Raw genomic sequence first — 14,461 nt, forward strand, 5'->3', positions numbered from 1 at the left:
GATCAAGGGAGCGGGGGCGGAGTACGGGGGAAAGGCTCTCGGCCGCCGGGTAGGTGGGACCTCTCACATAAGGTACCCTCGTGGCAATCGCGCTAGCCGAGAAGCCCTTTGGGTGCCATTAGGTCATCAAGGCCTGCTCAGCACCGTGCCCATGCGCGATAGAGGATGCCGGCAAGCGCGGTTGCTTGGCGGTGGGTGAGGGAAAGTGGCGCATTCGCTCGAAGGGCCACCACACCGTTTCCAGATAAGCAGCGGCGGCGGCTTGCCGTATCTTCACCTCGGCAGGGGTCGACGTGCGGAGGGAAAAACGAATGGTCTCCATCTTGGCGGAGACGACGATGCGCGCGGTCGCTTCACCGCACGGAACGTCCAGCGTCCGGCCGATGGCACGAGGCCTGATATCAACCGGAATGCGCTAGGCGAAGTAGGGGACCGAAAAGCCGGAACGCTTCATCAGATCGACCAGTCTAAAGAGCATTGTTGCGCACCTTTGTAGCACACTCGGCTAGCCGCAACACTCTGTACCGGCTCAACTTCTTGATCCGACTAGGGATCAAGGGGAAATGGTGCCAGAAGAGGCATCGAATGGGTCAATTAACTATTTGAGAAAATGAGAGATTCCGTGAAACGAAAATCTCAGTACCCCCAAAAATACCCCCAAACTCTTCAGCAGTGCTCCGTCGCCCCTGAATAAACGGCAGTGGTCGATATATCTCTCCGACATTTCAAATCGTCGTGAATGCGCCTGCAAAGCAGCAATCCGGCTCGCCGGCGCACTCCCTTGCGAGAGAATGCAATCAATCTTCGAAGCCTGTCGACTCGGCCTTAAACTTCAGTTGCCGGGCATTGTCGCGAACGACGCTTACTTCGCTCTCAGGAAATCCGCCGCTGGCCTCAGCTTCGATCTCAAGCGTAAGTCGGACCTTCGCGCCGTGGGTGCGCTGAAGTTCCATCACGACGGCGTTGAGGATTGCGTCGAAGGACTTCACTGGCCGAACCATGTCGAGCTCTACGGACCCATAGAAGCGCCGCGGCTTGCCCGGCGCAGCCGGTCCGGGAACGACCGGCGTCGGATCTCCCCGCGTCGGCGCCGGCCCGGGCGGCGAACCCGGTTCCGGCCGTGGTGCCGGAACGCCTTCTTCCTTTAGCTGCTTCTGTGCTTCAGCTTCCCTCACGATCATTGCGGTCGGCGTCGCGAACTCGGGTGGGTTCTTCGCCCAGATCAGCTTGTGATACTTGCCGCTAGCTTCGTCGAAGCTGTCGGCATAGCCGAATTGTGGATCGAGCTTTGCGACCGCGTCGCGGATCGAGCCTTCTAGCACCACCTTGTCGCGGACCTTCGGCAGATAGACGTAGGCCGCGAACCAATCGGCGATCTCGGCGATCGCCAGATGCGGTCGATCATCCGGCCAAATCGGTTTGAGCGCATGCCACAGCCGCTCGGTGCCCAGCTTCTCAAGAGCGATGCCATCCGCCTTCGCCTTGTCATAGACGACGACAGGGATTGCAGCGCGATCCCGGGACGAGATCAGGCTGTGTTCGAGATCAAACGGCTTGCCAGCGGTTTCGCTCTTCACGGGATAGAGGATGTGGCTCCAGGCCGTCCGGATCGCCTTCAAGGCCGACTCACGGTTCGTCTTCGCCTTGTCCTTCGCGTCGGCCGCTTGGGCCTGTGTCATCTGCTGCTGAAGCCGACCGTCCTTGTCGATCGACGCCCAGGCCATTGCCTTGCGCATCACCTCGCGGGCGGTGGCGAGATTCGCTTCATCCGGCGCAACGAACACGAGTGTGTTCCGCAGCCGGCGTTGCGAGGCCCGGCAGCGCATCAGCGCGTCAGCTACGGCATCGGTCGCAGGCGACTTTGCCGTACCTTTGCCGGCATGCGCCAGTGCGGGGCTCAGGATCACCAGCGAAAGCGATTGTGCTTCGTCGATCGTGACCGGATCGTCCGGGGCGGCGAAGATGCGATGGAAGCCGCCCTTGCTGCCCGCGTCCTCCCGAAGCACATCCGCGATTGCCGCATCGACTTCGTGGTCGGGCAGCGCCTTGGCGCGATCATCGGCAAGCCGGTTCAGCGTCGGCTGGGTTGAGAACCAATAGCGCCCGGCCTCTTCATAGAGATAGGTGGCCTTTTCGGTGAGCTCACGCAGTGCTTCGCCGAAGATCGCCAATTGATCGCCGGGTTCGGCGCAGGCCAGGCGCAAGCCTTGGCCGGTGAGCCCGGCATTCGGTTGTCCCACCAGTGGCGCCGAGCAGATGAAGACGGCCCGTGCAGCACGGGTCGCAGCCCGCAACTGCGAAATTCGCCGCGAGGGGTTCGCTTCCATACGGTTTGGCAGCGATCCTTCACCATCGACTTCCTTATCGACCACCGATCCGAAAGCCGGGTCGAGGGGATAAAGAACGCTAACGCGCACGCGCTCGTGGGCGACGGGCACCCGCGCAGGCGTGATCAAAGGATCGCGCATCTGGCCGTGCCAGAGCACGCCGACGACGTTTGCCATGAAGCGCAACACGCCGCGCGTCCGCTGGAACTTCTCGAGGCTCGCCCAGTCCTTAGAGAGCCGATCGAACAGTTCGGGGTGGATCGGATAGGACAGGCGCAGCAGTTCGAGATAGCGCGCTTCCTTCGCCTCGGGCGGAAACTCAGCCGGGTTCTTCTTGTAGAGATCGTGGAAGGCCTTGACGGTTTCGTCGCGCGCCTTCTCGCCTTCGGCATCGAGCGGCTGGAAGAGGCGACGCCGGATGATCTCATAGGTTTCGTCGCCGGAAGCGGGCAGCCAAGCCGATTGCACGCGGCCGAAGATTTTCTCAAGCCGCAATAGCGCCGCTTCGCCGCGCGGGCCGCCGGCCTCCGCGTTGCTTTCGGGCAGAGAGCCGACGATCAGAATGCCAGGCACCATCTTCGCCGCTTCGGTGAGCGACTGGATGAACGACAGGAATGCCTCGAAGCGGTCGTCGTCGAGCTGGCGGGCGAACATCGTCAGTTCGTCGAGCAGGATCACACTCGGCCCGGCAAGCTTGAACACTTCGACCATCAGTTCGGAGCCGGGACTGGTTCGCGCGGCCTCTGCCTCGGCAATCAGCTTCAAACCGGCATCGCCCGCGATCCGCCAGGCGATATAGCCCCACAGCGTGTTGACGCGCGGCCCATCCTTCAGGTTCAGCGAAACGTCCGCGCCCTTCGACGAGCCGACAAACACGGCCATCTTCGGCTTAGGCAGCGACGACACGCCCGCGCGATCAAGGATTTCGCCGAGGCCCGGAAGGCCGCGCGGATCGCCGCCATCGCGCAGATGCTTCACCAGATGGAAGATCGCCAGCATCGTGTGCGTCTTGCCGCCGCCGAAGGCGGTTTGCAGGCCGATCACGGGATCGCCGCCACCGCCGCCGAGGCGTTGCGTGGCGGTCGTCAGAACGCGCTTCAGGCCTTCGGTGAGGAACGTGATGCCGTAGAAGGCGCTCGGCGTCGCATAGCCTTCGCCGGCATAGCCCGCATCGACCGCAAACAGATCGGCCGCGAATTCCGCTTCCTTGAACCGGTTCGCGATCACATCGGGGTGCGGCAGCGCGACTTCGATCCAGGGCTTCAGCGGCTTCAGCAACGCATCGCCGATCGCCAGATCAAGCTTGGGTGGGGCGGGCGGCGCAACGGGAGCGGCAGGCGCGCGGGCAAGGCCCGACTGGCGCTGCTGGTCGTAAATCTTTTTGAGTTCGTTGATCTCGCTTTCAGGACCTTTCACCAGCTTCAGCAACTGGTGCATGGCGTCGAGATAGCGCAGCGCCTCGTCGTCTTGCAGCCCGATCGCCAGATGCGAGATCGCGTTGCGGGCTTCGAGCGCCATCGAGGTGAAATTACGCGCCTTGTGTTTGTCGCTGCGTCCAAAGGCGTCGTCGAACACCTCGCGCCAGCGGTCGATCATGGTCTTGACGAGGCCATAGGCATCGAGCGGCGCATTCGGCGCGCCGCCAGCGGCGCGGCTGGCATAATGCAGCCAGTTCGCGCCATGGACCGCCTTCATCCGCGCTTCAACGAAAGGCGTTAGGCCCTTCTGCAGATGGAAGAGCCCGCCTTGAACTCGTTGCAGCGTTTCCTGTTCGGCCGACATAGCGATCCTCCCCCGACCGATCAGAACAGTTCCGCTTGCGCGATTGCGGTTGTCGCCTGGGACTGTGCGCTTGAAGCCAGATCTTCGAGCTTCGGCCATTCCTGGGCGAGTTCGTTATAGATCAGCGCCTCGGCGGCCCAACCCTTCTGCGTGGCGATTTCGAACAGGCGATAGGCCAGCGCCCGCGCTTCCGCGGCCTTCGAACCCATTTCGGCGACGAGCCGACCCGCCGCCGCGCCGCCGCCATCCTCGGCGTTGAGGACGCGCGCGGTGTGCTGAACGCATTCCCAGACGGTGAGTGATTTGTCGCTGGTTGGCGTCCACCCCTTCGGCAGTTCGTCGCGTGGCGTGAGCGCCGTCTTGCCCTTCAAATCCTTGAAGACGCCGGACTCGAAGAGCGCATTTGTGCCGATGTTCTTCGCGTTCGCGAGGGTGATCAGTTCGCCCGATTGACGTGAATCGAAGCCAAAGGTTGCGAACCATGCAAGCGCGACCTGCGTTTCGGCATCAAAGGCGGCATCCAGTTCCTGATCGATTTCTTCCCAGACACGGTTGATGAGGGATAGCGCCGTCTTCACCGGCATAGCGCTGTCATCGTCTTCAAGGACCTTTGCGTGACGCGAGAATACGCCCATGCCAGGGCCGATCACCGATTGCTGCATGTCGACTGGTCCGACACCGGCTTTGCGGATGTCGTCGATGGCGTCGGGCAATTCGCGCTTGAGAGCGCGAATAAAATCTGCGCGGGTAATGGTCGCGGCATCCGCAGCGCGCTTGCGGCAGACGAGGACAATTGATGAGGCGAGAGCGTTCGTGCCGCTCCCGATCATACGGCTGGCCATTTCTGTGCGCATCGGCCAGGTGCCGTCTATCACGAGACCTGCCTCAACAACGGCCTGAAGGAAGGATGCCCAGCCCGCTGAAGTGATCCCATCAGCACCTGCTTCCGCCTGTTTGAAGGCGTAGTAGATTGCGAGCGGTTCCCCATCCGTCGCGGCTTTACGCATTGCCGTGAGTGCCTCACTCATGCCGGCCATGAAGAACGCTTCCGCATTGTCTCTGCCCCCGTGACGATAGGGCGTCGCAACTAGTTCCTCTGCTTTAGGCGTCGTGAGGCGACGAAATAGCTCCGGCCAAATACTGGCTAATGAACGCCGAAGCCAAACGTAAAAATAGTCAGATAGATCAGCGTATCCAATGTTGTCGTAGTATGGCGGGTCGGTCGAAATTACGATTGGGCGTATAGGGAATGAATTCTTAGAAGCATTGATGTTAGAAATCTGACCGATGCCTACCGCTGGTATCCGCCCGAAGTCAAACGGCTTAAGGACCCAGCCCAGTGCATCTAGGAAGTTAGCTGCAGAATCGCTGAAGACGTTGGCTTCGGCAAAGTCCCAGGTCATAGGAATGGCCTGACGTGAGAATGTCCCCCGAATTGCTGCACTCCTGCCCGGCGACCCAGTGCTCGACTTTCCTTCAGCTCCGGTATCCCACGTACAAACGGTAGAGCATCGATCTACCATCCGATCGGTGGCAAATGCCAAGTAGGTCCCAATTGCATCTGCATAGGCCGCCGCACCACTTCCGCCGGAATGGAGCTGAACGCCGTCATCCGGGAAGCCGGCGGCCACTGCGTCGGAGAGCGCCTTGTCGCGCGCGTCAGCCACTAGATCGGAGAAGCCCGTGAGCGCAACGAGCTGCCGTTGAGTGAAGAGGTCCACATAGCGTCGCATGCCGTATCCCGGAGGTGAAAACCACCGCGGGTTTTCTGGCATTTCGACTTCTAGACCACTGGTGTCGCCAGGCTGCGCGGAATTCGCGATTGCTTCTTGGTCATCTACTGCTGACAGATAAAGACGCCCTCGATCAGCCTCGGCAACGATGGCCATCAATCGAGCGCCCAAACGATGGCTCAGTCCTTCCTTTCGCACATGATCTGGGGCTATTGCTGCGCCAGAAAGAACGCATGTGAAGTGCGAACCGCGGCCGGTCTTGGTGCCCTTCTTGAGGCGCTCTTCGTCGCTCTTACTAAGCGTGCCGGTCTTTACTTCGAACCGCCAACCATCAGGTGCTGAGGCATCAATGGCGGGCTCAACCCACGTTTTTTGTCCCTGCTTGGAAGAGAGCATGAACGAAGACACAAGCGGCACCATTGCGCCCTTTGTTGCAGGATCAGGCGAGCGCACCGTGCGCGCCCAAAGCCAGGCAATGACGGTGGCATCCGAACCGTCCGGCAGCTTCGCCTTTGGGTAGAGATGGCCGATGCGCTTCTCCGCTTCGTCGCGCATCCATTGGCCGTAATAACGAATGTCGTCGGCAAGGCCCTGCGCACCTTTGCCGTTCCAATTGCCACCGCGTGCGATCTCGGCGCGCGATCTCGGATTGACTGGTGGCATGTTGGTGAATTTCGGCGGAATTTCCACCAGCGCCTTGCCAATCAACACGGCGACTGGATTCAAATCCGAGCCATACGCGCGTAAGCCAAGGCGCTGTGCTTCGAGCGGGATCGATCCACCGCCCGAGAAAGGATCATAAACCGGTGACGCCTTGGTTTGCAGGTAGTCGAGGATCGCTTTGCCGTCGCCCCTGGCGGGCGGTTCTTCGCCTAAACCCCAGGCGACCGATCGAGCAATTTCCCAGCGGGCGGCGTTCAGGATCGTTTCGTTGTTCGAAGCTTCCCACGGCACCATGTCCTCGATGATGCGATGCAGACGGCGGCGTTCCGTATCTTGCACTTCCTCGGTCGGAAACCGATCTGGCCAGCTTGAAGGATCATCGACCAGCTGCGCGAACAGGACCGCCCGGCAAGCCGCCAGAGGGCGGCGCGCCCACCAGAGATGCAGAGTCGAAGGATGCCCGTGACGGATCGACTTTTCCCGCGCCGAGGCAACGTTGATCGCTTCAAGCGGAATCGAGACTTCGATGAGTTTCTTGCGGGGAGTGGTCATGCCGCGTCGGCTAGCTCTTCCAGGCGGGAGGCGTCCAACGGGTCGCTCAGCGGTTGGCCCAAGCGGCGACGCTCCATCAAATGCTTGTTTACGAGGACGGTGCGCACCGTCTTCTCGTTCACATGAAAGTGCCGCGCCGCGGCCGCGATGTCGGAGTCGGCAGGATCGGCGGTGTCGAAGAATTGCAGCAAGCCTTCCTCTGGGCAGAGCAGTGCCGCAGCGAAGGCTCGTTGGAACTTCTGCCGCGACGTGGCCACGTTGGATATGGCTCCTAGCGACGAGTTCCCGGTCCAGATCGCATCACCGATGGCACGCGCCAATTGGAACCGGCGGTCATGCGACCAATGAGCGCTGAGAAGGACGGTTTGCAGGTTGCGGTGTATGAGACGAAGGGCAAATGGGAACGCGGCAGGCTGATGGCTGCGTAGATGGTACGCAGATATCTCGCCCAGGTCTGCGAGACCCTTGTTAAGCAGCGGCTGCGTCGGCAACCCAATCTCTCTGCGCAACGTCTCGGCTGCCACCTCGGCCGCTACCCACGGTTCCATCCTATCTTCCGTTTCACGGCTGGATTTCGCCATCCTTACCGCGAGCGCAAAATCGACTTCTGCACCCCGCGCGGCCTGTTCGATAGCGGCTGTCAGCGTCGTTGCGGCGTCTGATCCCTGCGCGGCCACCACCGCCTCTTCAACGTCGGCCGCGTCGTAGGTCTCTTCCAAGGTTATCAACCGGGTGATCAACGCTTCCGGGGCCTCGTCGGTATCGTAACCGCTCACGGCTTCGATGCGTCGCCATATAGAATAGTCCGGGCTGGAGCGCTCCTCACGAAGAGCATTCACCAGTGCGACCAGCGACACCCGATCAGTTGCCGGAGCGGCGGACAGCGCGTCGTCGAGCAACCCGTCCATCGCCGCTTCGAAGCCGCTGGAGGGCACAAATGTGACAGCATTGGTCAGGAAGCGAACGGGACCGGCCACCCCCGGCGGATCAGCGCGGCTCATGAACATGACCCGGTCACGGTCACCCCAGATAGTTACCGGCGGCCAAGCGTGGCCATTGCCGATTGCATTCATCTCATGGGCCATTCGCCAGGATTCGCTAGGACAACCGGACCTGGGCTCCCACCGCAGACGCCACCAGTGATCCGCTATCCAGAAGCCCAGAGCGGCCGCTGGGACGCGGACTGATGTTACCGTTCCTTGCGCTTCCGTCCGAATGAGCCGGGTGAGCAGCGCCCCCCCCACCGCCATCTCCAATTCGGAGATACCGTCCGGGTTGGGCGAGGGAGCGGCCACCAATGAAAAGTGAATATTGCTCATAACTTCAATCCATATCTCAAAGCGCAGGAATGCGCGGCATCTCGGTCAACCTGATTCCCATGTTGAGCCGCCCATTCCCTAAAACGCAGCCAGACCGGTCGCGCGAAGGGATCGCTGGGAAGCATGGGATAACCATGCCAATCGTTCAGGCCGGTATTGGTCACCTGCAATTCGTAAATCCAGCCATTGTCATCAACTGACCAGATGAGGTTCCCCATCAAGCCGGCTTCTTGGGCGCGCTTCAATAAGGCGGGAATTCGAAGCATATCCGCCTTGCCAAAATTCGCATGTTTGTCGCAAAGAGTCCGGTCTGAGTCGGTCCCGCGGTAGGGCTCAGTCCCGTAGATGTACGGGTTCGCCTTATGCTTGCCTGAGCACCCATACCGGATTCCACAAAATCGGTCTGCCATGGACTGAGGCAAAAGACCCTTCGTCAGCCAACGCTTACGATGACTGTCATCTCGTTGCGGAAGCTCCGTACGGCGCGGGGGTCTCACGCTGGTGGGCCACCGATTGTCACGAGATCGGTAACGTTGAACGCCACCGCCGTCTCTGCGAACCCAAGCTCGCGCTGAAAGAACCGCCGTATGTAGACAGGCTGCCGTGCAAACCCCGCCTCGATCTGGACGATTGCCAGGATGAACGTGTCCGGACTATTGAGCGAGGCTAGCAGCTCGTTCTTCGTCAGCATGATGACATCGCCGTCCACATGGCGGCCCTTGACTTCGATAAAGCGAAGATGACCCGCCTTGAGGTCCCGACTTTCGATATCCCAGCCCTTCTTCTCGGCCGACACGTCCCGGGGCTCGTGGCCAAGCGCGCGCTCGGCCGCGAAGACTGCTTCCATCGCCTTCCGTTCGGACTCGGCGCGCAGGATCGGGTCTTCCGCAAACCCTATCGGCTTGCTGCTCGGTTCCGGCGGAGCCTTTGCCTTGAGCAGCCCGGCCGGGATCACCAGCGCAGCGCCTTTCAGCACGGGCGAGAGGGCGGAAATCTGGCGTTCGCGATCCAGTTCGGACTGGCGCCGGTGCAGCCGCTCCACGAGGCGCGCGGCGGTCGCTTCCGCGTTCTGGGCGTTGATTCGCTGCTCCTTGCCGGCACGCTCTTCCTCGCGAAGCCGGGCGGCGCGGGCGTCCCAATAGTTGATCTCGCGATTCAGGCGGGCGCGCACCTCGCGCTCGACCTTGTCGATCTCGGCGATCCGGCGCGTGCGGACCTCGTTCAGGTGATCGGGAACGAGCGACCGCACCGCATAGCCGAGGGCTTGCGCTTCGACATTCCCCGACAGCCAGGGCGCGACGATCACGTCGGCAACCGCGAGGCGCTCCTCGGGCGTGATCGGGCGGCAGTCCAGATAAGGTGCGGGACCGCCATCCACCGCCGAACCGTCTTCCTTCAGGAACAGGAATTGAAGCCGCTGGGAAATTGCGCGCGGCTCGCCGGATCGCTCGGTGCGCGCATCACGGATCGCGTGTTCGAGATAGACGAGGAGCTTCGGATCGAGGCTTCCGTCGGTATCGTCCACCAGCACGCCGCCCTGATTGAGGAGCGGCTGGAACCTTTCGAGGATCACATCGACCAGCGATTCCAGAAGGGGATGGCCCGGCGCCACCAGTTCGGCCTGCGGCTGGCCGATGATCAGGGATTTCTCGAAGGTGATCCGCGCATAGCGATCGAGCACGGGATCGGATCGCCCGATCAGCCGGTCGCGCTCTTTCAGGATCGACGGGACGCGCAGGATTTCAAACCGCCCTTTTTCGCGCTCAGTGATCCGTCCGCCGAGCATCGTGAAGGCTTCGCGGAAGAACGCGCCGATGAAATGCGGTTGCAGACGGCGGGCGGCGGCGCGCTCCATCTGTTCGCGGATTTCGGCGACCGAACTCGGGTTCATGCCTTCGGAGGTCAGCTTGCGTTCGGCGACCAGCTTCTCGATGGTTTCGACATCGACCGCGCCATCGACCTTGCGGAACAGCTCGGCTTTCTTTTCCGGCCGATCGCCATAGCGGATTGCATCGACGAGCAAATCGCGCAGCGCGTGGCCTTCGAACAATTCGCCGAGCACGTCATAGACCTTGCCGCCGAGCGCCGTGCGGGCCTCCTCCAGCTTTTCCAACAGCCGACGATAGACTTCGCCTTCGCGCGTGTTCGCCGCGCAAAGATTCCAGAGATGGCAAACCTCGGTCTGGCCGATGCGGTGGATGCGGCCGAAGCGTTGTTCGAGGCGGTTCGGATTCCAGGGCAGATCGTAATTGACCATCAGATGCGCGCCGCGCTGAAGGTTCACGCCTTCGCCAGCGGCATCGTTCGCAATCATCACGCGCACCCGCGGATCGGAATTGAAGGCGGCTATGGCGCCGCGTCGCGCTTCGCGTGCAATGCTGCCGTGGATCACGACCACAGCCGACGGATCGCCGACCAGCGCGCCGATCTTCTGTTGCAGATATTCGAGCGTGTCCTTCGGCTCGGTGAAGATCAGCACCTTGCGCCGCAAGCCGGTCGTTGCGTCCAGCATCAACGGCTCGTCGAGAATTGACTCAAGTTCGCGCCATTTGGCGTCCTGGCCGGAAAGCTTCAGACGCAGCGCCCGGTCTTCGAGATCCTTTAGAATCAGAATTTCGGCTTCGAGTTCCGCAAGCGTGGCCGCGGCAGTTGCCTGATCGACAATCTGCTCCTCGGCGTCTTCCGCTTCGGCGCCTGGCACTTCGTCGAGATCGTCTGGATCGTAGCTGGGCAAAGCGGGCACGTGCGTCAGCGGCGCCGAGCCTGTCTGCCGCATGAGCCGCTCTTCCCGCAGCCGGTCTTCAAGACGCAGCCGCCGCCGTTCGAGCGAGCGATGGATTGCGGCCGGTGAAGAGGCAAGGCGCCGTTGAAGGATTTGTAACGCGAACCCGACGTTGGATCGCCGCTTGTCGTCCCCTGAACGATCCGCGCGGTTCATCTCCTCGCGCACATAGGTCGTCACAGCCTGATAGAGATCGGCTTCGACCGGCGACAAGGCGAAGCTTGCAGTATAGGCGCGGCGCTCGGGAAAGAGCGGCGTTCCGTCGAAGCGATAGAGTTCTTCTTTCGTGAGCCGTCGCATCATGTCGGACACGTCGGCCTTGTGAACCCCTTCACGGAAGCGGCCTTCGAAGCGGTCGGCATCGAGCAGGCCCATGAACAGCTGGAAGTCGGCTTCCTTCCCGTTGTGCGGCGTCGCCGACATCAGAAGGAAGTTTCGCGTGCGGGTTCCCAGCAGCTTGCCCAGCTTGTGGCGCTGGGTTTCCTTCACCTCGCCGCCAAAATAGGACGCGGCCATGCGATGGGCCTCATCGCAGATGATCAGATCCCAATCGCCGGCGGCTTCGAACTTCGCTTTCAAATCGTCCGATCTGGCTGCCATGTCGAGTCGCACAATCAGCCTGTTCTTCTCGACGAAAGGATTGCCGGTGACTGAGGCCTCGATCTGATCGCGAGTGAGAAGATCGAAATGCAGGCCGAACTTTTCGGCCATTTCCTCTTGCCATTGTTCGACCAGGCTTCCCGGGGCGACGATCAGGCAGCGTTCAAGATCGCCTCGGATGATGAGTTCTTTGATCAGCAGGCCCGCCATGATCGTCTTGCCGGCGCCGGGATCGTCGGCCAAGAGAAATCGGAGCGGCTGGCGCGGCAGCATCTCGCCATAGACGGCGGTGATCTGGTGTGGCAGCGCCTCGATCTGCGACGCGCTTACGGCCAAATAAGGGTCAAAAAGATGCGCGAGACGAATGCGATAGGCTTCCGACGCCAGGCGTAGCAGCCCCGCGTCCGCATCGAACGCGTAAGAGCGGCCACCGCTGACGAACTCGAAGCCAGCTTCCTCGCCGCGATAGACTAGCCGCTCGGCGATTTTGCCGGCGACACGAAATACAAGATTGAGCGCGTCGGCGCCAAAACGAGATACAGATACGACTTCCGCGATGCCCTCGGAGTCGAGCCCCTTGATTCGCGCTCCCGGCTTGATTTCGTCGAATGAACTCATGCAATCCCCCGTAGCAAGATAATTCGGCGAAAAGCTGCCAGAACGCAATGCGACCGAGGGGGCAATAATCGGTAGCTACTGGCTGGCGGCTAGATGCGCTTCCGCTCTCCGTGACGAGCGAGAAGCGCACCGATTTCCGCGGCGAGGTTGTCAGTCTGCTCAGCGTTCACCGCTATCCCCGCGATCACCTCACCCTGCCGGTGCGCATCGATCTTGCCATAGCTGTTAAGCGTGGTGGCGAGGTTTTCGTGGCCGAGGTTCTGGCTCCATGCCTTCAATTCCTCGGGCGTCCGGCAGATTTCCTGCGCGAGATGGCCGAGCGTATGGCGGAAGGTGTGCGGCGAGAAATAGGGCAGGCTGGCGCCGCTGAAGGCTCGACGGAAGATCTCGCGCACGGGCGAGGCGTTGCTCCAATGCGCCCGCTTGATTCCCGATACGGCGAAAGACCAGCCTTCGCCCTGCGCGATCTTGGTGCGCGGGAAGAGCGGGTCCGTTGGGCCGAACAAATGTACGTTGCGCAGTTCCCCGATCCAGGCGCGCACGATCGTGTCCAGATCATCGCCAAGCTGAAAGAAATAGGTCGTGATCGCCTTGGCGAATTTCGTCTCGACGCTGTTCGGGTCCTGCCGGACAACGGGCGGCACGCGGGCGATGTCGACGTGCCGCAGCGACAAAGAAACGATCGCCTTGTCGCGCATGCCGGTCAGGATTGTGAAGGCGATCAGCGCGCGGTTGCAGCGGTCGACGACGGTTTCCGTCGGCATGGCGGCGATGGCAGTGCGAATCTGTTCAAGGCTCGGATAGTCGCGGAGCTTCGGCGCCTTCGCCGTGGCGGCATCCTTCCGGGACGGGTTGAGATATTCGACGTCGTCGAGTTGCAGCCGCGATTTGAAGCCGGGCCGCCACGCCAGCCAAATGAAGAACTCGCGCACGGCCGTGAGCGTCGCCGTCCGCGTCGCTGCGCTCAAGGCCGCGCCGGTGCGGATCGCCTCCGTCTCGCCGAGGCGTTCCTTGAAGGCGATGGCCTGTTCGCGGCGAAAGGTCTTGAAGTCCTTTGCGCTGGTCGATTCCTCGAAGCGCGCGAGCGCCTTGCGGACCATGTCGAGCGTCGCCCCGCTCTTGCCCTTCGCCTCTTTTAGAAACCGGAGATAGTCGCGCTTGATGCGCTCGTTCGCGGCATTGATTTTCGCCATGCTGTCATCCTTCCTTGAAGTCACCATTGGCCTTGGCATCGGAGCATTCATTCAATCGTTCCGGTGCCATCGGCCCGAGGTCGAGGATGGCGGCGAGCTTCGGCAGGTCGGCGTGGCGGACGGTTCGGTGCATGGCCGTTTCGCAGCGCTCGCAGAGCCCTACCAGCGCGATCACCTTATCCGTGCGGGGGTGAAGGTCGGCCATGCCGCCCAGCGGCCTGCGCGGCACGCGACACTTGAAACAGAAGAACTCGCCGGGTCCGCATCGATGGCGCCGACCTTCTCGCCGCATGGCGAGAAAGGCCTTGAGGTCGGTGCCGTGAATGAGGATCGGGCGCCGATTGTCAAGCGGCCGGAGTCCATCCTTCAGCCATCGCCGAACCGTGTTGCGGTGCGTGCCGAGCAGCTTGGCGGCTTCGGCAATCTCATAGGTGGCCGTCGCCTTGACCCGTTGGGCCGAGGGGCTCCGGACCGGAGCTTTGCGCTTTGCCCGCATTGCGCCGTTCACGCTATGCGACGGTTGGCGATGCGGCCGGCGATCCAGGCGTCGACTTCGTCTTCGATCCACGCGACGCAACGATCGGAAATCGTGACAGGCTGCGGGAAGCGACCTTCGCGCATATAGGCGTAGATCGTGCTGCGGCTCAGACAGGTGCGCGCCTTCACCTGTTCAAGGCGGATGAGGCTGGCGCGGGGCTGGGTGGTGTAGGGTTTCATGGCGTCCGTCCGGGTTGATTGGAACTGAACGGAAGATGGCAGCGTCGCGCCCCGCCAAATAGCTGATCGGGTTACAGAAAACGCGCTGGTGTTCGTGCCTTGTGCTCTAGGGCGGGTTGTTGCCGAGATTGGCTAGAAGGGTATGTCGTCGTCGAGGTCGTCCAGCGAATAGGCG

At 61.7% G+C, this 14,461-nt stretch carries 8 protein-coding genes; all 8 read right to left on the reverse strand.

Annotated features, from left to right (window positions below; all coding sequences use genetic code 11):
• Positions 1–797 precede the first annotated feature (797 nt).
• The 8 genes from LB518_RS24470 to LB518_RS24505 all read right to left on the reverse strand — a co-directional run bounded on the left by LB518_RS24470 (position 798) and on the right by LB518_RS24505 (position 14,286).
• On the reverse strand, positions 798–4,109 hold the full coding sequence (locus LB518_RS24470) for a DUF499 family protein (protein WP_224580510.1): 3,312 nt from the start codon (positions 4,107–4,109) through the stop codon (positions 798–800).
• A 20-nt stretch (positions 4,110–4,129) separates the two neighbouring features.
• Positions 4,130–7,057: a DUF1156 domain-containing protein gene (locus LB518_RS24475; protein ID WP_224580511.1), complete on the reverse strand. Its 2,928-nt coding sequence runs from the start codon at positions 7,055–7,057 to the stop codon at positions 4,130–4,132.
• A complete protein-coding gene (locus LB518_RS24480) occupies positions 7,054–8,376 on the reverse strand; it encodes a hypothetical protein (protein WP_224580512.1) in 1,323 nt (440 codons plus the stop codon). The genes LB518_RS24475 and LB518_RS24480 overlap by 4 nt, the downstream gene beginning before the upstream one ends.
• Positions 8,373–8,642 (reverse strand): hypothetical protein, encoded by a 270-nt coding sequence (locus LB518_RS24485; RefSeq protein WP_224580513.1) that lies wholly within the window; start codon positions 8,640–8,642, stop codon positions 8,373–8,375. The genes LB518_RS24480 and LB518_RS24485 overlap by 4 nt, the downstream gene beginning before the upstream one ends.
• A 227-nt stretch (positions 8,643–8,869) precedes the next feature.
• On the reverse strand, positions 8,870–12,376 hold the full coding sequence (locus LB518_RS24490; protein WP_224580514.1) for a helicase-related protein: 3,507 nt from the start codon (positions 12,374–12,376) through the stop codon (positions 8,870–8,872).
• Between the two features lie 89 nt (positions 12,377–12,465).
• Positions 12,466–13,569 carry a tyrosine-type recombinase/integrase gene (locus LB518_RS24495; RefSeq protein ID WP_224580515.1) on the reverse strand — a complete coding sequence of 368 codons (1,104 nt, stop codon included), beginning with the start codon at positions 13,567–13,569 and terminating at the stop codon, positions 12,466–12,468.
• 4 nt (positions 13,570–13,573) lie between these two features.
• A complete protein-coding gene (locus LB518_RS24500; protein WP_224580517.1) occupies positions 13,574–14,137 on the reverse strand; it encodes a helix-turn-helix domain-containing protein in 564 nt (187 codons plus the stop codon).
• Entirely contained in the window at positions 14,074–14,286 is a 213-nt protein-coding gene (locus LB518_RS24505; RefSeq protein ID WP_224580516.1) for a helix-turn-helix transcriptional regulator, read from the reverse strand. The genes LB518_RS24500 and LB518_RS24505 overlap by 64 nt, the downstream gene beginning before the upstream one ends.
• Positions 14,287–14,461: the final 175 nt, after the last annotated feature.

Origin of the sequence: Mesorhizobium sp. BR1-1-16 (assembly GCF_020165495.1) — a bacterium.
GTDB lineage: Bacteria > Pseudomonadota > Alphaproteobacteria > Rhizobiales > Kaistiaceae > Kaistia.